Source organism: Rhodanobacter hydrolyticus (assembly GCF_044904645.1).
This window is the reverse complement of the sequence record NZ_JADIKK010000008.1, coordinates 629,602-654,687: the sequence shown is the minus strand read 5'-3', so window position 1 is coordinate 654,687 and position 25,086 is coordinate 629,602. Positions and strand designations below refer to the sequence as shown.

Annotated in this window: 21 protein-coding genes and 1 tRNA gene; 14 read left to right on the top strand and 8 right to left on the bottom strand. The window is 65.7% G+C overall.

Going from position 1 to position 25,086, the window contains the following annotated elements:
• Positions 1-406 precede the first annotated feature (406 nt).
• Positions 407-772, top strand: coding sequence for a PilZ domain-containing protein (locus ISP25_RS05340; protein ID WP_192155219.1), 366 nt, complete (start codon positions 407-409; stop codon positions 770-772).
• A gap of 67 nt (positions 773-839) precedes the next feature.
• On the opposite strand, the gene ISP25_RS05335 is transcribed toward ISP25_RS05340, so the two are convergent.
• Together ISP25_RS05335 and acnA are read right to left on the bottom strand one after the other, a co-directional pair.
• Positions 840-2,531, bottom strand: coding sequence for an AMP-binding protein (locus tag ISP25_RS05335; RefSeq protein ID WP_404612259.1), 1,692 nt, complete (start codon positions 2,529-2,531; stop codon positions 840-842).
• Positions 2,532-2,734: 203 nt separating this feature from the next.
• Positions 2,735-5,482: an aconitate hydratase AcnA gene (gene acnA, locus ISP25_RS05330; protein WP_404612257.1), complete on the bottom strand. Its 2,748-nt coding sequence runs from the start codon at positions 5,480-5,482 to the stop codon at positions 2,735-2,737.
• Between the two features lie 257 nt (positions 5,483-5,739).
• Here acnA and ISP25_RS05325 point away from each other — a divergent pair, with 257 nt between their 5' ends.
• Positions 5,740-8,343, top strand: coding sequence for a bifunctional aconitate hydratase 2/2-methylisocitrate dehydratase (locus ISP25_RS05325; protein WP_404612255.1), 2,604 nt, complete (start codon positions 5,740-5,742; stop codon positions 8,341-8,343).
• 115 nt (positions 8,344-8,458) lie between these two features.
• Positions 8,459-9,352: a LysR family transcriptional regulator gene (locus ISP25_RS05320; protein ID WP_404616274.1), complete on the top strand. Its 894-nt coding sequence runs from the start codon at positions 8,459-8,461 to the stop codon at positions 9,350-9,352.
• Positions 9,353-9,533: 181 nt separating this feature from the next.
• Here ISP25_RS05320 and hflD read toward each other — a convergent pair whose 3' ends face one another.
• The 3 genes from hflD to ISP25_RS05305 are packed head-to-tail and all read right to left on the bottom strand — an operon-like array spanning position 9,534 to position 11,772.
• Entirely contained in the window at positions 9,534-10,157 is a 624-nt protein-coding gene (gene hflD, locus ISP25_RS05315; protein ID WP_192155462.1) for a high frequency lysogenization protein HflD, read from the bottom strand.
• Between the two features lie 20 nt (positions 10,158-10,177).
• Positions 10,178-11,290: a tRNA 2-thiouridine(34) synthase MnmA gene (gene mnmA, locus ISP25_RS05310; protein ID WP_404612253.1), complete on the bottom strand. Its 1,113-nt coding sequence runs from the start codon at positions 11,288-11,290 to the stop codon at positions 10,178-10,180.
• Positions 11,287-11,772 (bottom strand): NUDIX hydrolase, encoded by a 486-nt coding sequence (locus tag ISP25_RS05305; protein ID WP_404612251.1) that lies wholly within the window; start codon positions 11,770-11,772, stop codon positions 11,287-11,289. The genes mnmA and ISP25_RS05305 overlap by 4 nt, the downstream gene beginning before the upstream one ends.
• A 378-nt stretch (positions 11,773-12,150) precedes the next feature.
• Here ISP25_RS05305 and clpS point away from each other — a divergent pair, with 378 nt between their 5' ends.
• Both clpS and clpA read left to right on the top strand, forming a co-directional pair.
• Positions 12,151-12,480, top strand: coding sequence for an ATP-dependent Clp protease adapter ClpS (gene clpS, locus ISP25_RS05300; protein WP_192155230.1), 330 nt, complete (start codon positions 12,151-12,153; stop codon positions 12,478-12,480).
• Positions 12,481-12,574: 94 nt separating this feature from the next.
• Positions 12,575-14,848: an ATP-dependent Clp protease ATP-binding subunit ClpA gene (gene clpA / locus ISP25_RS05295; protein ID WP_192155232.1), complete on the top strand. Its 2,274-nt coding sequence runs from the start codon at positions 12,575-12,577 to the stop codon at positions 14,846-14,848.
• A gap of 68 nt (positions 14,849-14,916) precedes the next feature.
• Here the strand turns inward: clpA and infA are convergent, their stop codons facing one another.
• Positions 14,917-15,135 (bottom strand): translation initiation factor IF-1, encoded by a 219-nt coding sequence (gene infA, locus ISP25_RS05290; protein ID WP_077485337.1) that lies wholly within the window; start codon positions 15,133-15,135, stop codon positions 14,917-14,919.
• A gap of 158 nt (positions 15,136-15,293) precedes the next feature.
• The gene (locus ISP25_RS05285) at positions 15,294-15,569 is read right to left on the bottom strand and encodes a polyhydroxyalkanoic acid system family protein (protein ID WP_404612248.1); all 276 of its coding nucleotides are present in this window, start codon (positions 15,567-15,569) and stop codon (positions 15,294-15,296) included.
• 120 nt (positions 15,570-15,689) lie between these two features.
• Between ISP25_RS05285 and ISP25_RS05280 the strand changes: the two genes are divergently transcribed.
• The 6 genes from ISP25_RS05280 to ISP25_RS05255 all read left to right on the top strand — a co-directional run bounded on the left by ISP25_RS05280 (position 15,690) and on the right by ISP25_RS05255 (position 21,705).
• Complete coding sequence (locus ISP25_RS05280; RefSeq protein WP_404612246.1) at positions 15,690-16,457, top strand: FHA domain-containing protein; 768 nt, start codon at positions 15,690-15,692, stop codon at positions 16,455-16,457.
• A gap of 196 nt (positions 16,458-16,653) precedes the next feature.
• Positions 16,654-17,739 (top strand): 3-phosphoserine/phosphohydroxythreonine transaminase, encoded by a 1,086-nt coding sequence (gene serC, locus ISP25_RS05275; RefSeq protein ID WP_404612244.1) that lies wholly within the window; start codon positions 16,654-16,656, stop codon positions 17,737-17,739.
• A 61-nt stretch (positions 17,740-17,800) separates the two neighbouring features.
• Positions 17,801-18,889: a prephenate dehydratase gene (gene pheA, locus ISP25_RS05270; RefSeq protein ID WP_404612242.1), complete on the top strand. Its 1,089-nt coding sequence runs from the start codon at positions 17,801-17,803 to the stop codon at positions 18,887-18,889.
• Positions 18,886-20,196 carry a 3-phosphoshikimate 1-carboxyvinyltransferase gene (gene aroA / locus ISP25_RS05265; RefSeq protein WP_404612240.1) on the top strand — a complete coding sequence of 437 codons (1,311 nt, stop codon included), beginning with the start codon at positions 18,886-18,888 and terminating at the stop codon, positions 20,194-20,196. The genes pheA and aroA overlap by 4 nt, the downstream gene beginning before the upstream one ends.
• A gap of 262 nt (positions 20,197-20,458) precedes the next feature.
• Positions 20,459-21,232 carry a 3-deoxy-manno-octulosonate cytidylyltransferase gene (kdsB, locus tag ISP25_RS05260; RefSeq protein ID WP_404612238.1) on the top strand — a complete coding sequence of 258 codons (774 nt, stop codon included), beginning with the start codon at positions 20,459-20,461 and terminating at the stop codon, positions 21,230-21,232.
• Positions 21,229-21,705 carry a low molecular weight protein-tyrosine-phosphatase gene (locus tag ISP25_RS05255; protein WP_404612236.1) on the top strand — a complete coding sequence of 159 codons (477 nt, stop codon included), beginning with the start codon at positions 21,229-21,231 and terminating at the stop codon, positions 21,703-21,705. The genes kdsB and ISP25_RS05255 overlap by 4 nt, the downstream gene beginning before the upstream one ends.
• Positions 21,706-22,190: 485 nt before the next feature.
• Here ISP25_RS05255 and ISP25_RS05250 read toward each other — a convergent pair whose 3' ends face one another.
• Positions 22,191-22,349 carry a hypothetical protein gene (locus ISP25_RS05250; RefSeq protein ID WP_404612234.1) on the bottom strand — a complete coding sequence of 53 codons (159 nt, stop codon included), beginning with the start codon at positions 22,347-22,349 and terminating at the stop codon, positions 22,191-22,193.
• Positions 22,350-22,424: 75 nt separating this feature from the next.
• On the opposite strand from ISP25_RS05250, the gene uvrC reads away from it, so the two are divergent.
• The 3 genes from uvrC (at position 22,425) to ISP25_RS05235 (ending at position 25,051) form a co-directional block, all read left to right on the top strand.
• On the top strand, positions 22,425-24,251 hold the full coding sequence (uvrC, locus tag ISP25_RS05245) for an excinuclease ABC subunit UvrC (protein ID WP_404612232.1): 1,827 nt from the start codon (positions 22,425-22,427) through the stop codon (positions 24,249-24,251).
• Positions 24,252-24,322: 71 nt separating this feature from the next.
• Positions 24,323-24,931 carry a CDP-diacylglycerol--glycerol-3-phosphate 3-phosphatidyltransferase gene (pgsA, locus tag ISP25_RS05240; protein ID WP_192155250.1) on the top strand — a complete coding sequence of 203 codons (609 nt, stop codon included), beginning with the start codon at positions 24,323-24,325 and terminating at the stop codon, positions 24,929-24,931.
• Positions 24,932-24,975: 44 nt separating this feature from the next.
• Positions 24,976-25,051 (top strand) — tRNA-Gly (locus tag ISP25_RS05235).
• Positions 25,052-25,086: the final 35 nt, after the last annotated feature.

The following is a 25,086-nucleotide window of genomic DNA, read 5'->3' as shown; positions in this document are numbered from 1 at the left end:
ACGTGGAAAACGTCGTCAACGAATCGAGTGGTCTGGCTGGGGCATCAGGTGGGCGCCATCACTGCCAGGACTGGCCGTGGCGCCACGCGTGGGCGAAGAGTAGCGATTGGCTGGCGACAAGTCCAGCGAGTGTGACGTGTGGGTGGGTACCATGCATGCCTTGCATGTGGAACACTCTGCGGTTGGCTCGTGGCGATATCGCCGGGCGAATCGCTCAAGTGACCTTGGGTGTCCGACGCGACGGCATGCGTCAGTTGCCGCGCGCGAAATATGGGACGAAGCGCGTTATGACGCCACTTTCAGAGATGGCATGTGGTTTGCTTGAGTGTGATGGCGGGCACGGTTTGCTGGTGCGATCCGCGGGGCTGTCGCCGTAGCGACGAGATGTGACAATCGAGGAGCTTTCATGGTGAAGGACAGCAACGAAATGCCCGGCAGCGAAAGCGAACACTTGCGCCCGGCGCGCATGCAGATCGAGACGACGGTGCTGATGAGCCGCGGTGTTGAATCGCACCCCACCGAGCTGGTGGACATCTCGGCAACTGGCGTGCTGCTGCGTCGCCCCTTGGGCTGGACCGGAGAAGTGGGCCAGAGCTGGCTGTTGGACATGATCTTCGGCAGCGACCTGCACATCCATCTGGAGGCGCAGGTGGCGCGTGTGGCCGACCATCACGTCGGTTTTTCCTACGTATGCATCCCCGAGGACAAGCAGGTGCCGTTGTGGAACCTGCTGGGCGGTTACGCCGATATCCTGGAGTCCTGGAAGGACTGACCGCGATTGCGTGATTCCGCGAAACCGGTGGACTCGAAGGCCCCGCCCTGGCGGGGCCTTCGCCGTTTCAGTGGGCGACGGCTGCGGCTTTCTTCTCGTCGCGCAACTCGCGGCGCAGGATCTTGCCGACATTGCTCTTGGGCAGGGCATCGCGGAATTCGATGAACTTGGGCCGCTTGTAGCCGGTGAGATTGTCGCGGCAGAACTGCTTGAGCGCTTCCTCGGTAAGGTTCGGGTCCTTGCGGACAACGAACAGCTTGACCACCTCGCCGGAATGCTCGTCCGGAACGCCCACCGCGGCTACCTCGGCCACACCCGGATGCTGCATCACCGTGTCCTCGACCTCGTTCGGGTACACGTTGAAGCCGGACACCAGGATCATGTCCTTCTTGCGGTCGACGATGTAGACGTAGCCGGCTTCGTCCATCCTGGCGATATCACCGGTGTGCAGCCAACCATCGGCAGCGAGCACCTTGTCGGTTTCGTCGGGACGCTGCCAGTAGCCCTTCATCACCTGGGGGCCGTGCACCATCAGTTCGCCCACTTCGCCGGTCGGCAATGGCTGGTTCTCTTCCGACCAGATCGCCACCTCGGTGCTGGGCAGCGGCAGGCCGATCGAGCCGTTGTATTCCTTCAGGTCGGTGGGGTTGATGCACACGCCGGGCGAGGTTTCGGTGAGGCCGTAGGCTTCCGCCAGGGCGCAGCCCGTCACGCGTTGCCAGCGCTCCGCCACGGGACGTTGCACCGCCATGCCGCCGCCCAGCGAAATTTTCAGGTGCGAAAAATCCACTTCGGCGAAGCCGGGCGTGTTGAGCAGGCCGTTGAACAGGGTGTTGACGCCGGGCAGGATCGAGAAGGGCGCCTGCTTCAGTTCCTTGACGAAGCCGGGCATGTCGCGCGGATTGGTGATCAGCAGCGTGAGCGCACCCAGCCGCGTGAACACCATGCCGCAGGCGGTCAGCGAGAAGATGTGGTACAGCGGCAGGGCGCCGATGGCAACCTCCTCGCCGGGCTTCAGCGCGTCGCCGATCCAGGCGCCCACCTGCAGCATGTTGGCGACCATGTTGGCGTGGGTCAGCATGGCGCCCTTGGCCACGCCGGTGGTGCCGCCGGTGTACTGCAAGAAGGCGAGGTCGCCATGGCCGAGTTCCACCCGGGGCAACGGATGCGCGGCGCCCTGCGCCAGCGCGTCACGGAAGCGCACCGCCTGCGGCAGGCTGTAGGGCGGCACCATCTTCTTGACGTGCTTGAGCACGAAGTTGACCAGCGCACCCTTGGGAAAGCCGAGCAGGTCACCAATGCCGGTGGTGACGATGTGCTGCACCTGGGTGTCGGCCACCGCTTGCTGCAGGGTGGCGGCGAAGTTGTCCAGCACCACGATGGCCTTGGCGCCGGAATCCACCAGCTGGTGCTTCAACTCGCGGGCGGTGTACATCGGGTTGGTGTTGACCACCACCAGCCCGGCACGCAACGCACCATACAGGGCGATCGGATATTGCAGCACGTTCGGCATCATGATCGCGATGCGATCACCCTTGCCGAGCTTGAGGACGCCGGTGAGGTAGCCGGCGAACTGACGGCTCAGGACATCGATCTGACCATAGCTGAGGCGTTTGCCGAAATTGGCGAACGCAGGGCGGTCGCGGAAGCGCTGGAACGCTTCTTCCAGTACGGCGGCGACCGAGGCGTAGGCGTTGAGGTCGATCTCGGCGGGCACGCCTTGCGGATAATGATCCAGCCATGGACGCTCGTTGCTCATGTGCTTGCTCGACTCCTGATCGCGATCGCCCGGGAGAGCGATACCCCTCACCGCATTGGAGCATGCGCGCGCGTACGGCGGCAAGGCGCGCAGCATGTTCTCACTGCAATCGTCCATGACCGCGGGGATCAAACGGGCGGCCATCCATGGCCGCACTGCTCACCAATGACGCCTGCCGCGATTCAAGGGTGTCGCGGCTGCACTCAGGCAGCTTTCCTTCTTGCCAGCTGGCGCAACACGTATTGCAGGATGCCGCCGTGGCGGAAGAATTCGCGCTCCTTCGGCGTGAGCAGCAGCACCTTCACGCTGAACTGCCTCTTCTTGCCGTCGGTGCCCGTGGCGGTGACCTCCGCGGTCTTCGACCCACCGTCCTGCAGTCCGGCGATGTCGAAGGTCTCCCTGCCGGTCAGGCCCAGCGACTGCGCGTTCTGGCCGTCTTCGAACTGCAGCGGCAACACGCCCATGCCCACCAGGTTGGAGCGGTGGATGCGCTCGAAGCTCTCGGCGATCACCGCCTTCACGCCCAGCAGCAGGGTGCCCTTGGCCGCCCAGTCGCGCGAGGAACCGGTGCCGTATTCCTTGCCGGCGAGCACGACTAACGGCGTACCGTCGGTCTTGTACTTCATCGCCGCATCGTAGATGGCCATCTGTTCGCCGCTGGGCACGTGCAGGGTGTAGCCGCCTTCGACACCGTCCAGCATCAGGTTCTTGATGCGGATGTTGGCGAAGGTGCCGCGCACCATCACGTCGTCGTTGCCGCGACGCGAGCCGTAGGAGTTGAAGTCCTTCGGCTCCACGCCCCTGGACATCAGGAAGCGGCCTGCCGGGCTGTCTTTCTTGATCGAACCGGCTGGCGAGATGTGGTCGGTGGTGATCGAGTCGCCGAACAGGCCGAGCACGCGCGCACCGTGGATGTCCTCGATCTTGCCCGTCTCCATGGTCATGCCGTCGAAATAGGGCGGGTTCTTGATGTAGGTCGAATCCCCCCACTGGTAGACGGAGCCGTCCGGCGAGGCGATGTGGTTCCAGCGGCTGTCGCCCTTGAACACGTCGGCATAGTTCTTCTCGAACATGGCCGGATTGATCGCGCCGGCAATGGTGTCGGAGATTTCCTTGTCGGTCGGCCAGATGTCCTTGAGGTAGACCGGCTGGCCATCGGTGCCGGTTCCGATCGGATCCCTGGTGAGGTCGATGTCCAGCGTGCCGGCCAGCGCGTAGGCGACGACCAGCGGCGGCGAAGCCAGGTAGTTCATCTTCACTTCCGGATGCACGCGGCCCTCGAAGTTGCGGTTGCCAGAGAGCACCGAGGCCACGGCAAGGTCGCCGTCGGCGATGCCCTTGCTGATCTCGGCCGGCAACGGACCGGAATTGCCGATGCAGGTGGTGCAGCCGTAGCCGACGATGTAGAAGCCGATCTTTTCGAGCTCCTTCAGCAGGCCGGTTTTCTCGAGGTAGTCGGAGACCACCAGCGAGCCCGGCCCGATCGAGGTCTTCACCCATGGCTTGGCCTTCAGGCCCTTCGCCGCGGCCTTCTTCGCCACCAGGCCGGCGCCCAGCATCACCGCGGGATTGGAGGTGTTGGTGCAGGAGGTGATCGCGGCGATCACCACGGCGCCGTCGCCCAGCTTGAACTTGTCGCCATTCAATTCGACATGCTCGCCTTCGCCGAAGGCGCTCTCCTCGTGGCCCACCGCGGTGTCGCCGCCTTCGCCGGCGAAGCGCTCGATCGTGGTAGCCATCGGTTTGCGTGCGCTGGTGAGGCCGACGACGGCGTCCTTGAAACTCTTGCGTACGTCGCCGAGTAGCACGCGGTCCTGCGGGCGCTTGGGGCCAGCCATGGAGGGCTTCACGTTGGCGAGGTCCAGCTCCAGCGTGGTGGTGAATTCGGCGTGCGGCGTGTGTTCGTCGTGCCACAGGCCCTGTGCCTTCGCATAGGCTTCCACCAGCCTGATCTGTTCCTCGCTGCGGCCGGACAGGTGCAGATAGTTCAGCGCTTCCTGGTCGATGGGGAAGATGCCGCAGGTGGCACCGTATTCCGGCGCCATGTTGCCGATGGTGGCGCGGTCGGCCAGCGCCAGGTGCTTGAGGCCGTCGCCGAAGAATTCCACGAACTTGCCCACCACGCCCAGCTTGCGCAGCATCTGGGTGACGGTGAGCACCAGGTCGGTGGCGGTGACGCCTTCGGACAGCTTGCCGGTGAGCTTGAAGCCCACGACCTGCGGGATCAGCATGGAAGAGGGCTGGCCCAGCATCGCGGCCTCGGCCTCGATGCCGCCCACGCCCCAGCCCAGCACGCCGATGCCGTTGATCATCGTGGTATGGCTGTCGGTGCCGAATACGGTATCCGGGTAGGCCCAGGGCTCGCCGTTTTCCTCGCCCGTGAACACCACGCGCGCCAGGTGCTCCAGGTTCACCTGGTGCACGATGCCGGTGCGCGGCGGCACCACCTTGAAGTTGTCGAAGGCCTTCTGGCCCCAGCGCAGGAAGCTGTAGCGCTCCTGGTTGCGCTGGAATTCGATCTCGACGTTCTTCTCCAGCGCGGATTCCGAACCGAAGACATCCACCTGCACGGAGTGGTCGATGACCAGTTCCGCCGGCGCCAGCGGGTTGATCTGCTTGGCATCGCCACCCAGCTTCACCACCGCGTCGCGCATCGCTGCCAGGTCGACCACGCAGGGCACGCCGGTGAAGTCCTGCAGCACGACGCGCGCGGGCATGAAGGCGATTTCGGTGCCCGACTCCTTCTTCGCATCCCAGTTCGCCACCGCCTCGATTTCCTTCGCCGTCACATTGACGCCGTCCTCGTGACGCAGCAGGTTCTCCAGCAGGATCTTCATCGAGTAGGGCAGGCGTTTGATATCGAAGCGCTGGCCGAGCTTGGCGAGGCTGGCGATGCGGTACTGGCGGCCGTTGACGGCGAGGGTGTCGCGGGTGGCGAATGAATCCTGCATGGCTTGACTCCGGTGGCTCGAATCTGGCGATGGGAACTGCCGCGATGCTACGCCACTGAACGTGAGCGGTATCGCAAGGCGGCATTGCACGATTTCGAATGCTGCCGGAAACAGGTTTCCGTTGCTGGGGGCGCGGGCCGGCTGGCAAAATTGGCGGCTGAAAGAAGCGGTTGATCGCGCCGACACCGGCGATCCTCGCCACCCTTCGCTCCCCTGCATGCAGGGGAGCAGCCAATCCCCGCCACAGGACGAGCCACATGCTTACCGCCTATCGCCAACATGCTGCCGAGCGCGCCGCGCTGGGCATCCCGCCGCTGCCGCTGTCGGCCCAGCAGACCGCCGAGCTGGTCGAACTGCTGAAGAACCCGCCGGCTGGCGAAGAAGCGTTCCTCGTCGACCTGATCACCAACCGTGTGCCGGCTGGTGTGGACGATGCGGCCAAGGTCAAGGCCTCGTACCTGGCCGCTGTGGCGTTCGGCACCGAGCAGTGCGCGCTGATCTCGCGCGAGAAGGCCACCGAACTGCTCGGCACCATGCTGGGCGGCTACAACATCCATCCGCTGATCGAGCTGCTCGACGACGCGCAGATCGGCACCGTCGCCGCCAACGCGCTCAAGCACACCCTGCTGATGTTTGACGCCTTCCATGACGTCAAGGAAAAGGCCCAATCCAATAGCGCGCCGGGCAACACCAACGCCAAGGCCGTGCTGCAGAGCTGGGCCGACGCCGAGTGGTTCACCAGCAAGCCGGAAGTGCCGCAGAGCCTGACCGTCACCGTGTTCAAGGTGCCGGGCGAAACCAACACCGACGACCTGTCGCCGGCCCCGGACGCCACCACGCGCCCGGACATCCCACTGCACGCGCTGGCCATGCTGAAGAACAAGCGCGACGGCGCGCCGTTCGAGCCGGAGGAAGACGGCAAGCGCGGCCCCATCCAGCTCATCCAGGACCTGACCAAGCAAGGTCACCTGGTGGCCTACGTGGGTGATGTGGTCGGCACCGGTTCCAGCCGCAAGTCCGCCACCAACTCGGTGCTGTGGTTCACCGGCGAAGACATCCCGTTCATCCCGAACAAGCGCTTCGGCGGCGTGTGCCTGGGCAGCAAGATCGCCCCGATCTTCTACAACACCATGGAAGATGCCGGCGCGCTGCCGATCGAACTCGATGTCTCCAAGATGGAGATGGGCGACGTCGTCGAACTGCGCCCGTACGACGGCAAGGCGCTGAAGAACGGCGAAGTGATCGCCGAATTCCAGGTGAAGTCCGACGTGCTGTTCGACGAAGTGCGCGCCGGTGGCCGCATTCCGCTGATCATCGGCCGTGGCCTCACCGCCAAGGCGCGCGAAGCGCTGGGCCTGCCGGTGTCCACGCTGTTCCGCCTGCCGCAGCAGCCGGCCGATACCGGCAAGGGCTACACGTTGGCGCAGAAGATGGTCGGCCGCGCGGTCGGCCTGCCGGAAGGCCAGGGCGTGCGCCCGGGCACCTACTGCGAGCCGAAGATGACCTCGGTCGGTTCGCAGGACACCACCGGCCCGATGACCCGCGACGAGCTGAAGGACCTGGCCTGCCTGGGCTTCTCGGCCGACCTGGTCATGCAGTCGTTCTGCCACACCGCGGCCTATCCGAAGCCGGTGGACGTGAAGACCCATCACACGCTGCCGGAATTCATCAGCACGCGCGGCGGCATCTCACTGCGTCCGGGCGACGGCGTGATCCACAGCTGGCTCAACCGCATGCTGCTGCCCGACACCGTCGGCACCGGCGGCGACAGCCACACGCGCTTCCCGATCGGCATCTCGTTCCCGGCCGGCTCGGGCCTGGTGGCCTTCGCCGCCGCCACCGGCGTGATGCCGCTGGACATGCCGGAATCCGTGCTGGTGCGCTTCAAGGGTGAGCTGCAGCCGGGCGTCACCCTGCGTGACCTGGTCAACGCGATCCCGCTGTATGCGATCAAGAGCGGCCTGCTCACCGTCGCCAAGCAGGGCAAGAAGAACATCTTCTCCGGCCGCATCCTGGAAATCGAAGGTCTGCCGAACCTCAAGGTGGAGCAGGCGTTCGAGCTGTCCGATGCCTCGGCCGAGCGCTCGGCTGCCGGTTGCACGGTGCATCTCGACAAGGCGCCGATCATCGAATACATCAACAGCAACATCACCTTGCTGAAGGTGATGATCGCGCAGGGCTACAAGGACCCGCGCAGCCTGGAGCGCCGCATCAAAGCGATGGAAGCCTGGCTGGCCAATCCGCAGTTGCTGGAGCGCGATGCCGACGCCGAATACGCCGCCGTGATCGAGATCGACCTGGCCGACGTGCACGAGCCCATCGTGGCCTGCCCGAACGACCCCGACGACGTGAAGACGCTCAGCGACGTGGCTGGCGCCACCATCGACGAGGTGTTCATCGGCTCGTGCATGACGAATATTGGTCACTTCCGGGCGGCCGCCAAGCTGCTGGAAGGCAAGCGCGACATCCCGACCAAGCTGTGGGTCGCCCCGCCGACCAAGATGGATGCCAGTGAGCTGACCAACGAAGGTGTCTACGGCACCTTCGGCACCGCCGGCGCACGCATGGAAATGCCGGGCTGCTCGCTGTGCATGGGCAACCAGGCGCAGGTGCGCGAGGGCGCCACGGTGTTCTCCACCTCCACCCGCAACTTCCCCAACCGCCTCGGCAAGAACTCCAACGTGTACCTGGGTTCGGCCGAACTTGCGGCGATCTGTTCGCGCCTCGGCCGAATCCCGACCAGGGACGAGTACATGGCCGACATCGGCGTGATCAACGCCAACGGCGAGAAGATCTACCGCTACATGAACTTCGACAAGATCCAGGACTACAAGGAAGTCGCGGATACCGTCGCTGCATAAGCTGCACGCGTCTCCGCCCTCCCAAAGGGAAAGTGGCTTGAAACAAGCGAAGCCCGGCCGCGTGCCGGGCTTCGTCGTTTATGCTGCGCCCATGGCGGCAACCACGGGCGCACGGATGATCTCTTCGCACATTTCGGCGGTCTCGCTGCGCGACCTGATGATGGTGCAGGCGGTGCATCGCCACGGCAGCTTCAACAGCGCGGCGCGGGCCATGCACATCAGCCCGTCCGGGCTGTCGCACCAGGTGCAGAAGGTGGAGCAGGCGCTGGGTGCCCCGTTGTTCGAACGCGGCGGCCGCAAAGTGGTGCCTACAGCGGGCGGCTGGCGGCTGCTGGAACGCATCGATGCCCTGATCGCCGCGGCGGAACTGCTGCAGCAGACCGCACGTGCCGGTGCGGTGGCCTTTGGCGGCGAGCTGCGGCTTGGCGTACCGGCCTCGCTGGGTCCCTACCTGCTGCCGCATCTGATCGGACCCTTCCCGCAGCATTTTCCTGGTGTGCGGCTGGGCATCTCCGAGGGCAAGCCGCGCGGCTTGCTGCGCCGCCTGCACGAGGCCGAGCTGGATGCCGTGCTGGCGCCGCTCGCGCCGCTGGCCAGCGGCATCGCGATGCAGCCGCTGTTCTTCGAACCATGGGAAGCGATGCTGCGCGCCGATCATCCGTTGGCCGGCCGTCGCAGCGTGGCATTGGAGCAACTGGAAAAGGCGGACGCGATCCTGATGGCCGAGAGCCACGCCGATGGCGACGGCCACGTGCAGGACGTGAGCCTGGAAAGCCTGGCTGCCCTGGTCAGCCTGCGCGGCGGCCACGCGTTGGTCCCTGTGCTGGCGCACGAGCGGCTGGCTTCCAAGCCCGACATCGTGCTGGCGAAGATCAAAGGTCAGGTATCGGGTCGCGAGATCGCGTTGTACTGGCGCGAGGCCACGCCGTGGGGCTCCGATCTGGCCGCCTTCGCCAAGCTGCTGCGCGCCCTGGCGAAGCAGCTGCCAGGACTGAAACTGCTCGGCTAGCAGATCTGAACGGCGCTTGCCGTCTCGGCTGTCGAGCTCCTCTCTCTGCGGAAGAGGGGGAAGGTACGGTTGGAGCGCGGCAGTTAGCCTTGTCGCACGGTTCGCCGCCGCGCCTCGTTCACACCCTCATCCGGCGCAGCGCGGCCCCCTTCTCCCGCAGGGAGAAGGGAAAGCATGGCCTTCAGCGACCGCCCAGCGTGGAGCCTGTGAGCAGTCCCCGCGCCAGCATGCTGCATTGCTTGCGGAACAGCAGCAGTTGCCACTGGCGGCCGCCGAGCTGGCGCCACAGCACAGCAGAGCGCACCGCCGAGAGCAGGTTGCTGCGCACCTTCTCGACAGTGGCCGATTGCTGCAGATGTTGCGGGTTGCCATTGACCATCACACGCGGACGCAGGGTGGACAGGGTGGACGCGTAGAGCTCGGCCAGACGCGCGGTGACCTGGCTGGAGCTCTGGCCGAAATGCTCGGCCTGCCGCTGCGCGGCACGGATGCCCTGCTGCAGGCGGTCCAGCAGCTCCGGCCGGCCGGACAGGCTGCGCTCCAGCCGCATCACGGTCATCGCCATGCGTGTCACGCTCATGTCGTCGCCGCTTTCGTCGAGTTGGGACACCAGGGTGCGCAGGCCCAGCCGCACGCTGGCGATGTTGCCGTACACGCCCACCACGGAAGGCGCATCGATGCGGAACACGCTGGCGATGCCGGCATCCATCGCGGTCTCGTCGCAGCGGCCCTGGTTGGCGAGCTGCTGCACCAGTGCGCAGGCCTGGTAGAGGCCTGCCAACGCCAGCACGCGTTCCTCGTTCATCGCAAAAGCGTCAAGCACCGTCAATTCTCGTTTCGTATATTGGGTAAGCCGCCGAAAGGCGCATCGGTGGCGGCGATCACCGCGCCGCCGAGGCAGGCCTCGCCGTCGTAGAACACCACCGATTGTCCGGGGGTCACTGCACGTTGCGGGGTGTCGAAGCGGACTTCAAGGCTGTCTTCCAGCACGTGCACTTCGCAGCTCTGGTCGGCCTGGCGGTAACGGGTCTTGGCAGTGCAGCGGAAATGGCCGGCCGGCGCACGGCCAGCCACCCAGGTCGGCGCCTCGCTGCGCAGCGCGTGCGAATCCAGCCAGCGGTTGGCATTGCCTTGCGCCACGTAGAGCACGTTGGACGCCACGTCCTTGCCCACTACGTACCACGGTTCGCCGCTGGCGCCGTGGCGGCCGCCGATGCCCAGCCCGTTGCGCTGGCCCAGCGTGTAGTACATCGCGCCCTGGTGTTCGCCGACCAACTCGCCCTCGGGCGTGTGCATCTCGCCGGTCCGTGCCGGGATGTATTGCGCGAGGAAGCTGCGGAAGTCGCGCTCGCCGATGAAGCAGATGCCGGTGGAGTCCTTCTTCGCGTGGGTGGGAAGATTGGCGGCGAGCGCCATTCCACGCACGCGCGTTTTCTCGATTTCGCCCACCGGGAACAGCGTGGCGGCGAGTTGCGCCTGGCCCAGCGCGTGCAGGAAATAGGTCTGGTCCTTGGTCGCGTCTGCCGCGCGCAGTAGGCGGTATTCGCCATCCGTGTTGCTCACGCGGGCGTAGTGGCCGGTGGCGATCTTCTCCGCGCCAAGTGCGTGAGCCTCGTCCAGGAAGGTCTTGAACTTGATCTCGCGGTTGCACAGCACGTCGGGGTTGGGCGTGCGGCCGGCGCGGTATTCGCTGAGGAAGTGCTCGAACACGCCGTCCCAGTATTCGGCGGCGAAATTGCGCGCATGGAAGGGAATGCCGAGCCGGCCGCACACGGCCACCGCGTCCTTGCGGTCGGCATCGGCGGTGCAGGGGCCCGAGCGATCGTCTTCCTCCCAGTTCTGCATGAACAGGCCTTCGACCTCATGGCCGGCCTGTTGCAGCAGCAACGCCGCCACCGAGGAATCGACGCCGCCGGAAACGCCCAGCATCACCTTCATGGCGTGGTGCCGTGCGGCCAGGCGTGCAGCACGTCCAGCGGGAGGCGGGCGCCGGCCAGCCATGCGTCGATGCTCGCCAGCACCAGCGGGCTGCGCAGCTGTCCGCCCAACGCGGCGATTTCGGCGCGGTCCAGCCATAGCGCGCGGCGGATGCCCGCGTCCAGCGGACGCGCCGGATCGTGGCGGTCGGGGCGCGCGGCGAAACTGAAGCGGATCATGCCTTCGCCGTGTTCGGTGCTGCGCCACTGGTGCACGCCGATCAGATGGGTGGGTTCCACCGTCCAGCCGGTTTCTTCCAGTGTCTCGCGCACCGCCGCATCGACCAGTCGCTCGCGGTCTTCGAGGTGGCCGGCAGGCTGGTTGTACGCCAGCCTGCCATTCACTTCTTCCTCGACCATCAGGTAGCGCGCGCCATCGCTCACCACGCAGGCCACGGTGACGTGCGGGCGCCAGATGGCGTCGATGGCGGAAGCGGAAGGCATGGCATGCGGGGACTGGAAAAGGCGACATTGTGCCATCAGAGCGTGGCCACGATCTTCAAGCGCCCCGCGCCGGGGTCTGTTTGCCCGCAGGCCAAGGAGGAACGAAGGAGTGGACGTCGGTCCACGACGGAGGGATGGCGCAGGGATGCGGGCAAACAGACCCGGCCCCGCGGGTTGCCATCGGGTGGCCGCCATGCGGCAGCGCATGGCTTGCCAGCCACGCAAGCGCTGCGCCATGCACTACCCCTGACGACCACCCGATGGCAACGCGGGGCACTTGAAGATCGTGGACAGGCTCTTATATCCCGCTGCGGTCGTCGCGAGGCCGGCAGGTGGCGCGGCGGTATACTCGCAACCGTTCCACGAACACAGTCATCCATGGCCCACGAACCCGACAACGATCACGAAAGCAGCCACGGCCTGGCGCTCAAGACCGCGAAGCCCGAGGTGGCGCGGCCGCCATTGTTCCAGGTAGTGCTGCTCAACGACGACTTCACACCGATGGATTTCGTGGTCGAGGTGCTGCGCAGCTTCTTCAGCCTTGACCAGGAGCATGCCGTGCAGGTGATGCTGCACGTGCATACCCGTGGCAAGGGCGTGTGCGGCGTGTTCACCCGCGAGGTGGCCGAGACCAAGGTCACCCAGGTCAACGAATATTCACGATCTCATCAGCACCCTCTGCTCTGCACCATGGAAAAACTCCAGTGACCGCCTTGGCGGCACTATGGAAATAAGCCAGGCAGGCCCCATTTTGTAGCCATCGCGGCTTTGCCGCCCCGCCATTGCAACGGAGACGGTCCGGATGTTCAGCAAGGATCTCGAAGTCACCATCGGTCAGTGCTACAAGCAGGCCCGCGAGCAGCGCCACGAATACATGACCGTGGAGCACCTGCTGCTCGCACTCACCGCCAACCAGTCCGCGCTGGGGGCGTTGCGTGCCTGCGGCGTGGACCTGGCGCGACTCACCCGCGAGCTCGAGAAGATCATTGCCGAGACCGTGCCGGTGCTGCCGCACGGCGACGAGCGCGACACCCAGCCGACGCTGGGTTTCCAGCGGGTGCTGCAGCGCGCGGTCTATCACGTGCAGTCCTCGGGCCGGAAGGAGGTCACCGGTGCCAATGTGCTGGTGGCGATCTTCGGCGAGAAGGACTCCCATGCCGTGTACTTCCTGCACCAGCAGGAGATTGCCCGGCTCGACGTGGTCAATTACATCTCCCACGGCATCGCCAAGGTGGGCGAGGAGCCGGCGGCAGGCACGTCCGGCGGCAGCGAGCGTGAAAGCGAGGAAAGCGGCGAAGCCAAGGGCAATCCGCTTGCCGAGTTCGCCAGCAACCTCAACGAGCGCGCACTGGAAGGCAAGATCGATCCGCTGATCGGCCGCGCCGATGAAATCGAGCGCACCATCCAGGTGCTATGCCGCCGCCGCAAGAACAATCCGCTCTACGTCGGCGACGCCGGCGTGGGCAAGACGGCGCTGGCCGAAGGCCTGGCCAAGCGCATCGTGGACGCCGACGTGCCAGAGGTGCTGGAAAACGCCACCATCTGGTCGCTCGATCTGGGCGCGCTGGTGGCTGGCACCAAGTACCGCGGCGATTTCGAGAAGCGCCTGAAGTCGGTGATCGCCCAGCTCAAGAAGCAACCGGGCGCGATCCTCTTCATCGACGAGATCCACACCATCATCGGCGCCGGCTCCGCCTCGGGCGGCACCATGGATGCCAGTAACCTGATCAAGCCGCTGCTCGCCTCTGGCGAGCTGCGCTGCATCGGCTCGACCACGTTCCAGGAATACCGCGGCGTGTTCGAGAAGGACCGCGCGCTGGCCCGCCGCTTCCAGAAGATCGACGTGGTCGAGCCTACGGTGGCCGACAGCATCGAGATCCTCAAGGGCCTGCGCTCGCGCTTCGAGGAACACCACAACGTCATCTACACCAACGAGTCGCTGAAGGCGGCGGTGGACCTGTCGGTGAAGCACATCCCCGACCGCCTGCTGCCGGACAAGGCCATCGACGTGATCGACGAGGCCGGCGCCCGCCAGCGCCTGCTGCCCGAGGCACAGCGTACCGGCAAGATCGACGTGCCCGAGGTGGAGTACATCATCGCCAAGATGGCGCGCATCCCCGCCAAGCAGGTGTCGGCTTCCGACCGCGATGTGCTGAAGAACCTGGAGCGCAACCTCAAGATGGTGGTGTTCGGGCAGGATGCGGCAATCGAGGCGCTGGCCGCCTCGATCAAGATGGCGCGCTCCGGCCTGGCCGATCCGGCCAAGCCGATCGGTTCCTTCCTGCTCGCCGGGCCTACCGGCGTGGGCAAGACCGAGGTCACCCGCCAGCTCGCCATGCAGCTCGGCATCGAAATGATTCGCTTCGACATGTCCGAGTACATGGAGGCGCACTCGGTGTCGCGCCTGGTCGGTGCTCCCCCGGGTTACGTGGGCTTCGACCAGGGCGGCCTGCTCACCGAGGCGGTGACCAAGCATCCGCACGCGGTGCTGTTGCTGGACGAGATCGAGAAGGCACACCCTGACGTCTACAACATCCTGCTGCAGGTAATGGATCGCGGCGTGCTCACCGACACCAACGGGCGCGAGGCGAATTTCAAGAACGTGATCCTGGTGATGACCACCAATGCAGGCGCGGCGCAGGCGGCACGACGCAGCATCGGCTTCGTGGAGCAGAGCCATCGCACCGACTCGATGGAGGTGATCCGTCGTGCCTTCACGCCGGAATTCCGCAACCGTCTCGACGCGATCATCCAGTTCAATTCGCTGGACTTCGAGCACATCCTGCGCGTGGTGGACAAGTTCCTGATCGAGCTGGAAGCGCAGTTGGCCGACAAGCATGTCAGCCTGGATGTGGACGCCGAGGCGCGCCGCTGGCTGGCTGAGCACGGTTTCGACGCGCAGATGGGCGCCCGCCCGATGGCGCGGGTGATCCAGGAGAAGGTGAAGCGTGCCTTGGCCGACGAACTGCTGTTCGGCAAGCTGGCCGGCGGCGGCAAGGTCACGCTGGGCGTGCAGGACGGCGAGCTGTCGGTGGATTGCGAGGCGGCGGAGCGGCTGCCGGCTGTTGTCGAGTAATCGCGGGCTTCAGGCACACAAAAGGCCGCGCACTGCGCGGCCTTTTCGTGCCGATGCCGGCAATCGTCTTATTTCATGCGGTAGGTAATCCGCCCCTTGCTCAGGTCGTACGGGGTCATTTCGATCTTGACCTTGTCGCCCGTGAGGATGCGGATGTAATGCTTGCGCATGCGGCCGGAGATATGGGCGATAACAACGTGCCCGTTCTCCAGCTGCACACGGAACATGGTGTTGGGCAGGGTTTCGAGAACCGTGCCTTCCATTTCGATGACGTCGTCTTTGGCCATGTGTTCCGGGTCGGAGAGCGGCCATAGCGGCCGCACAAGCCGGCGATTATGCCACGGCAGGGCGTCCGGTCAAAATATTGCCTCGGGGATATCCGATAGCGCGTCAGCGATGGCCCGAATGGCGCCACGGATGGTGTCGCCAAGAATCGCCGGGTCGGTCAGGCAAAATGCTCGTCCAGCTTGCGCCGGATCTCCTGTTCGACCATGCCCTTCAGCGGAGACAGCAGCAGGCCCAGCTCGGCGTGCACGCGGATCGCATCGCTGCCGACCGCAATCTGGCCGTTCACGCCTGGGCGGGAGAAATGCAAGACGTCGCCCTCCCAGCGGCCTGCAATATCGAACTTCTCATGCATGCGCGCGGCGACCTTGTCGACCACAGCCCGCGCTTCCGGCAGCGGCAGGTTGTGGGGGCGCTGGATGTCGATGCTGGGCATGCGTGGGCTCCGAAGGCGGGCAGGCATGATAAGCCATGCCATGCATCGGGCATGCGGAAACGTGAGCAAGCACTCAGGAACCGCATGCTAGAGTGCTGCGGTCCAAGGATTAGTACGGCAATGCGCATCGAGTTTCTCCATTCCGCTCGCGAGGATTTTCCGTGGACGGCACCCCAATTGCGGATAGGCAGTGCGGCGGACAACGACCTGGTCTTGTCGGCTGGGCAGGCTGCGCCGCGGCATCTGCGCATTGAGCAGGACCAGCGTGGCTGGGTGCTTGCGGTACTGCCCTCGGCAACACGTGTCTACGTGAACGCGCGGCCGGTGCGTGAGCGCGCCTTGTTGCGTCCCGGCGACATGCTGAGCGTGGGCGATTGCCGCATGCTGCTGCGCGACGATGTTGCGCCAGAGCAGCGTGAAACCGTGATGGCGCCGCTGCAGGCGCACTGCACCGCAGCGTTGCGTGCGTTGGCCGGCGCCTTGTCGGGACGCGTGTTTTCCATCGGCGATGGCCTCGAGCTCGGGCCTTATGGCCGCTGCCCGCTGGAACTGCCGCAGGGTGAGACAGTCAGCCTCAAGTTGAACTGGCAGGATGATCACCTGGTACTTGAAGTAGTGCAGGCCTCGGCGACTTATCCGCTGCGCGTGAACGGTGCGACGGTGCAACGCCTGGCCTTGCGGCCAGGTGACCAGATCAGCCTGGGGCCGCATCGCTTCGTGCTCGATGCGCCGGGGATGGAGGCGGAACCCGAGGTCACGCCGTCCGAGCCGGTGACATCGGCGCTACCCGAAGACGTCGCCGGCCCGCGGGGGGAGGTCTGGTGGCTGATCGTCACGGCCGCCGTACTGGCGCTGGGTATCGCGCTGGTGTTGTGGATGCGTTTCTGAAACTTGCGATTGGCCAGGATCGTGAGGATCAGCCGAGGGGCCGTCCCAGCCTCGAGTGCTGCATGTCTTGCGATCGTTTCTGATTGCGAGATTTTGAGCGGCCACGCTTGACCGTACTTCTCGGCTAAAGATCTCATTGACGGCTCCATGCTGCGCCGCGCCATAATGCGGCGAACGCAATCACGTGGAGCAATCGGTGAGCCAGGTGTGGAATTTCAGTGCGGGTCCGGCGGCACTGCCGTGCGAAGTGCTTGAGCGTGCGCAACGCGAACTGCTGGACTGGAACGGCAGCGGCATGTCGGTGATGGAGCAGTCGCATCGCGGCAAGCGTTTCATCGCGATGGCGGCGAAGGCGGAAGCCGACCTGCGCGAACTGGCCGCGATCCCGGACGACTACGCCGTGCTGTTCCTGCAAGGCGGCGCGACCCAGCATTTCGCGCAGATCCCGATGAACCTGGCAGGCGAGGGCGACAGCGCCGACTACATCGTCAACGGCCACTGGGGCGAGAAGGCTGCGAACGAAGCTGCGTCCTACGTACGCGTGAACGTGGCTGCCAGCAGCAAGAGCGAGGGCTACCGCAGCCTGCCGCCGCGCATGGAGTGGAAACTCGATCCGCGCGCCGCCTACGTGCACTACACGCCGAACGAGACCATCCATGGTGTGCAGTTTCACGAGGTGCCGGACACCGGCAGCGTGCCGCTGGTGGCGGACATGTCCTCCGACATTCTCTCCGCGCCGCTGGACGTGCGCCGCTTCGGCTTGGTCTACGCCGGTGCGCAGAAGAACATCGGTCCCTCCGGCCTGGTGCTGATGATCGTGCGCCGCGACTTGCTGGCGCGCACGACGCGGCCGATGGCGAAGATCTTCCGCTATGCCGAGCATGCGGCGAACGATTCCATGCTCAACACGCCGAATACCTGGGGCTGGTATCTCGCGGGTCTGACCTTTCAGTGGCTGAAGGAACAGGGCGGGCTCGCCGCGATGGGGAAGCGCAACCGCATCAAGGCCGAACGCCTGTATGCCGCTATAGACGGCTCGAGCGGCTACTACCGCAACGCGATCGATCCTGCTGCCCGCTCGCGCATGAATGTGCCGTTCACCCTGCATGACGGCGCGCTCGATGCCCTGTTCCTAGCCGAGTCCGAGGCGGCCGGCCTGTTCGCGCTCAAGGGGCACAAGGCGCTGGGCGGCATGCGCGCCTCACTCTACAACGCGGTGCCGACGGAGGCGGTGGATGCGCTGACTGCATTCATGCGCGACTTCGCGGCGCGACACGGTTGAGCCTTTCAGGCATCATGCATTTGGCCTTCCATCCGTCCAGACATCCATCCAGCTATCCATCATGACCGAAAGCAAGACCTCGCTGACCGACGTGCGCGAGCGCATCGACAGCATCGACAGGCAGATCCAGGAGTTGATCTCCGAGCGTGCCAACTGGGCGCAGGAAGTGGCGCGGGTGAAAGGCGAAGGCCTTTCCGCCATCGACTATTACCGGCCCGAGCGCGAGGCGCACGTGCTGCGCATGGTGGTGGACCGCAACAAGGGGCCGCTGTCGGATGCGGAGATGGTGCGGCTGTTCCGCGAGATCATGTCCTCCTGCCTCGCGCAGGAAGACCCCCTGAAGATCGGTTACCTCGGTCCCGAGGGCACCTTCAGCGAGCAGGCGGTGCGCAAGCACTTCGGCCATGCCGCCTACGGATTGCCGCTGGGCAGCATCGAGGAAGTGTTCCAGGAGGTCGCCGCTGGGCATGCGGACTTCGGCGTGGTGCCGGTGGAAAACTCGGGGCAGGGCATGATCCAGGTGACGCTGGACATGTTCCTCACTTCCGACGCGCGCATCTGCGGCGAAGTGGAGCTGCGCGTGCACCAGTGCCTGCATTCGATGGCGGCCGGTCTGGAATCCATCAAGCACGTCTATGCGCATGCGCAGTCGCTGCAGCAGTGCAAGACCTGGTTGCGCATGAACCTGCCGCACGTGACCTGCGAGGCGGTGAGCAGCAATGCCGAGGCCGCGCGGTTGGCGCGCCATGCCGATGACGCCGGTGCCATCGCCGGCGAGACGGCCGGCAAGGTGTATGGCCTCAAGACGCTGGCCACCGGTATCGAGGATCGGGCGGACAACACCACGCGCTTTCTCGTCATCGGCCGTTCGCTGTTCCCACCGTCGGGCAACGACCGTACTTCGCTGCTGATCACGGTGAACGACCAGCCGGGCGCGCTGTACCACGTACTTAGCCCGTTCGCCGCACACGGGGTAAGCCTCAATCGCATCGAGTCGCGCCCCGCGCATTCGGGCAAATGGCAGTACGCCTTCTTCATCGACGTCTCCGGCCACATCCAGGACGAAGCCTTGCAGGCAGCAGTGAAAGAGATCGAACAGTCGGTGGCGCAACTGCGCGTGCTGGGTTCCTATCCGGTGGCGTTGCCATGAGCGGGAAGATGGATTGGTGCAGTGGCCGCGCAGGTCCACTGCGCGGCAGCGTGGGCGTGCCGGGCGACAAGTCGGTTTCGCACCGCGCGCTGATGTTCGGTGCGCTAGCCAAAGGCCGATCGCGCATCCGCGGCTTCCTCGAGGGTGAGGACACCCGTGCCACCGCCGCCGTGCTGCAGCAGCTCGGCGTGCGCATCGAGACGCCGGCCGAGGGCGAGCGCGTGGTGCATGGTGTGGGGCTGCATGGCCTGCGTGCCAGCGCGGACCCGCTGGATTGCGGCAACGCCGGCACCGGCATGCGGCTGCTCGCCGGCCTGCTGGCCGGGCAAGCCTTCGACAGCACCCTGATCGGCGATGCCTCGCTGTCGAAACGCCCCATGCGTCGCGTCACCAACCCGCTGGCCGCGATGGGCGCACGTATCGATACACAGGACGGCCTGCCGCCGCTGCACGTGCGCGGCGGCCAGCGCCTGCAGGGCATCCGCTACGAATTGCCGGTGGCGAGCGCGCAGGTGAAGTCCGCGCTGCTGCTGGCCGGCCTGTACGCCGAAGGCGAGACCGAAGTCATCGAGCCCCATCCCACGCGCGACTATACCGAGCGCATGTTGGCCGCGTTCGGCTGGCCGATCGCGTTCGAACCCGGTCAGGCCAAGCTGTCCGGTGGCCACGCGCTCCGCGCCACGGACGTGGACGTGCCGGCGGATTTCTCCTCTGCCGCGTTCTTCCTGGTCGCTGCCAGCATCGTGCCCGGTTCCGAGCTGAAGCTGCCCGCCGTGGGGCTCAACCCGCGCCGTACCGGCCTGCTGGAAGCATTGCGCCTGATGGGTGCGGACATCCGCATCGAAAACCCGCGCGAAAGCGGCGGCGAGCCGGTGGGCGATCTGGTGGTGCGTCACGCGCCGTTGCACGGCGTCGAACTGCCCGAAGCACTGGTGCCGGACATGATCGACGAATTCCCGGCGCTGTTCGTCGCGGCGGCGATGGCCGCAGGCCGCACCGTCATCCGTGGCGCCGCCGAATTGCGCGTCAAGGAATCCGACCGCCTCGCTGCGATGGCGACAGGCCTGCGCGCCCTGGGCATTGCGGTGGACGAGACGCCCGACGGCGCGACCATTCACGGCGGCACGCTTGCCGGCGGTACGATCGAGAGCCTCACCGATCACCGTATCGCGATGAGCTTCGCGGTCGCCGGGCTGGTGGCGCAGGCGCCGGTGCGCATCAATGACTGCCGTCATGTGGCCACTTCGTTCCCGGGCTTCATGGACCTGGCCAACAGCTGCGGCTTCGCACTGGAAGTCGCGGACTGACAGTAGGGCGAAGGGTGTGGGGTGCCGTGCTCCGGCCGAACCCTCGCCCGCTTGCCGGCACCCTCCCTCGCTGAGAGAGGGATTCCCTCATGCGACGCTTGGCGCCTCTCCCGACAAGGGAGGGGTTTCACCACGCGGTGCTTTGCCCCGCTCCATGCAGGAGAGGGGCCGGATGTGGGCTCGACTTTGCGACATCCGTGCATCCTCCGGCTGGCAACGGCACTTCGGTTAAAGTCGCGGCCAACCTGATCGCGAGTCCACCATGTCCGTCGTCCCGCCCTTCATCGTCGCCATCCCCGCCCGCTACGGTTCCACTCGTCTGCCGGCCAAACCGCTGCGCGAAATCGCCAGCGTGCCGATGGTGGTGCGCGTGGCGCAGCGGGCCTTGCAGGCGGGAGCGGCGGACGTGGTGGTGGCGACGGACGATGCTCGCATCGTCGATGCGCTGGCAGGGCAGGGTGTGAAGGTGTGCATGACACGCGTCGACCACGCTTCCGGCAGCGACCGCCTCGCCGAGTGCGCCGCGCTGTGCGGCTGGGCCGACGACGCCATCGTGGTGAACCTGCAAGGCGACGAGCCGTTTGCACCGGCTGCGGGCATCCGCGAAGTCGCGCGTGCGCTGGCCGAGGACGAGGCGCCGATGGCCACGTTGGCGACGCCGCTCACCGACGCCCATGAATTGTTCGATCCCAACGTGGTGAAGCTGGTGCATGGCGCGAATGGCCGCGCCATGTATTTCAGCCGCGCACCATTGCCGTGGGCGCGCGATGCCTTCGCCGGGAGCCGCGAGGCGGTACCGCCGGGCGTGCCGTTCCTGCGCCATATCGGCATCTATGCATACCGCGCCGGCTTCCTGGCACAGTACGCGCGGCTGGCACGCACGCCGCTGGAACAGGCCGAGTCGCTGGAGCAATTGCGCGTGCTGGAACACGGCCACGCCATCGCGGTACGCCTCACGCCCGAACCGTTCCCACCCGGCATCGACACCGAAGCCGATCTCGCGCGTGCCGAGCGATGGCTGAAGACGCAAGGGTGAGCGAGCGGCGCCTACTGTTCGTCTGCCTGGGCAACATCTGCCGTTCGCCCTTGGTGGAAGTCGTGGCGCGCAAGCGCCTGGCCGAGGCCGGCCTGGATGTGGTCGTGGCCTCCTGCGGCACCAGCGGCTGGCATGCGGGCGAGGGCGCCGACCCTCGCATGGTCGCGGCGGCGCGCGCCGCGGGCCATGACCTGTCGAGACACCGCGCGCGCCAGCTGCACGCGCCCGACTTCACGGACTACGACTTCTTGCTGGCGATGGATCGCGACAACCTGCGCGGCCTGCACAAGCTTGCCGCCACGCCGGAACAGATGGAGCGGGCCGCGTTGTTCCTGGAATGGACGGGCGTGGCGTCCCCGCTGGAATTCCCCGACCCGTGGTATGGCGATGCGGCCGGTTTCACGGCGGCAGTGAATCTGGCCGAACGCGGCGTCGCCGGCTTGATCGAACGCCTGCGCGACGCCGATCGCTGAACTTCCTGAAATCCCGGCCAGCCGGACTTCTGCTGTCGTCCCTGGTCGGTCGGAGTCCACAGCGATCATGGCTGTACAAGCACCCTGGTCGCTGGACTCCGGCTTGCGTTGGTGTGACCCGTGAAAGCCGGAACGAGAATTCGCACGGCACGGTCCTCAGCGCCCAGATACGGTGCGGCGCGGTCGTGGCGTCGATTGCGTGGGTGTGGGCTGCTCTCAAATCCTCAGCGCGGCCAGTTCGTAGTTCCGATCGTGAGCCATGCCATTTCTCCGGCTCTTCTCTTCGGGCCAATGTATGGGCCGGAGAGATAGTCCAGCAAGAGAAAGAACTCTGGCATCGGCAGGTGACCGGAACCGTTCTGTTCTTCGCGATAACGCGAGCACTCTCTCTTCCTAACTCCTACAAGAAGGAGCAGCAGGACCGAGGATGCGGAACTGGCTACAAGGCCACCAGGTTTCGGCCTGCATCGGAGTGGCCGACAAGATCAACGCCGCTGTCGCAGCTTCACGATAAATATGACGAACAGAATCAGCCCAAGCAGCAAACCGATGCCTGCTCCCCACAACGCTCCCCGATCGCCCCACAGCCAATCGCCGATCAGCACGCCGAGCAAGAACAGGATGGGGATCGGCAGGCAACCCATGAAGGTCTCCGTCAGGCCCTCGACAGGAGTGCCATGATACCGGCCGTGCGCAACCGAACCGGCTAGAATTTACACATGCAATCCACATCGCCGCAGGCCTTCGACGGCAAGGCCTTCGTCCGCACCCTGACCACCTCGCCCGGCGTCTACCGCTATTTCGACGCGGACGGCGAGCTGCTGTACGTGGGCAAGGCCAGCAACCTGAAAAAGCGTGTGGGCAGCTATTTCCTCAAGCCCCGCCTGGAGCCGCGCATCGCTGCGATGATCTCGCAGATCGCGCGCTGCGAAACCACCGTCACGCGTACGGAAGGCGAGGCGCTGCTGCTGGAATCGCAGCTCATCAAGTCGCTCAAGCCGCGCTACAACATCATGTTGCGCGACGACAAAAGCTATCCCTATATCTATCTTTCCGGCGGCGAGGACTATCCGCGGCTGGCCTTCCACCGCGGTGCGAGGAACATGCCGGGGCGCTATTTCGGGCCGTATCCCAGTACCTTCGCGGTGCGCGAGAGTCTCGGCCTGATGCAGAAGCTGTTCAAGGTGCGTCAGTGCGAGGACAGCTATTTCCGCAACCGCTCGCGCCCCTGCCTGCAATACCAGATCGGCCGCTGCACCGCGCCGTGCGTGGGGCTGGTCACGAAAGACGACTATGCCGGCGACGTGCGCCACGCCGAGATGTTCCTGGAAGGCCGCAGCAGTGCGGTGATCGACGAATTGGCCGCGGCGATGGAGCAAGCCAGCGTGAAGCTGGACTTCGAGCGGGCCGCCGCGTTGCGCGACCAGGTGGCCGCGTTGCGACAGTTGCAGGCACAGCACCACGTGCAAGGCGCCAGTGCCGACATGGACGTGATCGCCTGCCGCATCGAGTCGGGTATGGCTTGCGTCAGCGTGCTGTTCTTCCGCGACGGCATCAGCCTGGGTACGCGGGATTTTTTCCCGCGCCTGCCGCTGGACGCCGAGCCGGCCGACGTGCTGGCGCAATTCGTGGCGCAGTACTACCTGGACCGGCCGGTGCCGCGCGAACTGATCCTGGGCGAGGAGTTGCCCGAACAGGCGCTCCTTGCCGAAGTGCTGACGGAACAAAGCGGCCATACAGTGGAACTGAAGAGCAGCGTACGCGGCGAACGCGCGCGCTTCCTGCAGATGGCCGAGCGCAACGCGCAGGCCTCGCTCACCCAACGGCTGGCCAGCAGGCAGACGCTGGGCACTCGCTTCGAGGACCTCCAAAAACTGCTGGAACTGGCCGAGCCGCCACGACGCATCGAATGCTTCGACATCAGCCACACGCGCGGTGAGCTCACCGTGGCGTCCTGCGTGGTGTTCGGGCCGGAAGGGCCGGAGAAATCGCACTACCGCCGCTTCAACATCGGCGGCATCACGCCCGGCGACGACTATGCCGCCATGCACCAGGCGCTGACCCGGCGCTTCCGCAAGGTGGCCGAAGGCGAGGGTGCCAGGCCCGACGTGCTGCTGATCGACGGCGGCGGTGGCCAGGTCGCGCAGGCGCTGGACGTGCTGAAGGAACTCGGCGTCACCGGCATCCACGTGATCGGCGTGGCCAAGGGGCCGGCACGGCGCGCAGGAGAGGAAACCCTCATCCTGGTCGACCAGGGGCGTGAGATCCATCCCGGCCCGACTTCGCCTGCGCTGCACCTGGTGGCGGCGGTACGCGACGAGTCGCACCGCTTCGCGATCAGCGGCCATCGCAAGCGCCGCGAGAAGGCCCGTGAGCGCAGCGTGCTGGAAGACGTCCCCGGCGTGGGGTCGCGTCGCCGTACCGCACTGCTGAAGACTTTCGGCGGCCTGCCCGGCGTGGAAGCCGCCGGCGTGGAAGAACTGATGCGCGTGAAAGGCATCGATCGCGGCCTGGCCGAACGCATTTACGACGCATTGCACGGCTGAACGCCATGCATGGCCGCGCTGCGCTGTGACGCGACGGCATGCGACACTGTGGCAAATCCGCAGGCGCTCCCATGCACATCAACCTTCCCACCTGGCTGACCCTGTTCCGCGTGCTGTTGCTGCCGGTGATGGTGGTGGTGTTCTATCTGCCGTTCCACGGCCACAACATCACCGCGGCTGTCGTGTTCCTGCTCGCCGCCATCACCGACTGGCTGGACGGCTTCCTCGCGCGACGCATGAACCTGACTTCGGCTTTCGGTGCCTTCCTCGACCCGGTGGCCGACAAGCTGATGGTGGCGGTGACCCTGTTCCTGCTGGTGCAGTCGCACCCGGAAGGCTGGTCCGGCATCGTGATGGCGGTGACTGCCGCGGTGATCGTGGGGCGCGAGATCAGCATTTCGGCGCTGCGCGAATGGATGGCCGAAGTCGGCCTGAGCGCCACGGTGAAGGTGGCCTTCATCGGCAAGCTGAAGACGGTGATGCAGATCGTGGCACTCGTGGTGCTGATCGTGCAGCACGAGAAGGAAGCCACCGCGCTGCGCCTGTACCATATCGGCGAAGCCCTGCTGGTGTTCGCCGGCGTGCTCACCATCTGGTCGGGCCTGTACTACCTGCGCGCGGCATGGCCCAGCCTGCGCGGCGACGCACCATCGAAATTCGCTGCGCGCAGCGACGATTGAAGGCTTGACGCAGCGCGTTCGCGTATTAGAATGCGCCCTCCCAAGCGGGAATAGCTCAGTTGGTAGAGCACGACCTTGCCAAGGTCGGGGTCGCGAGTTCGAGTCTCGTTTCCCGCTCCAGTTTCAGGCACGAAGCCCCGGTTTGCCGGGGCTTC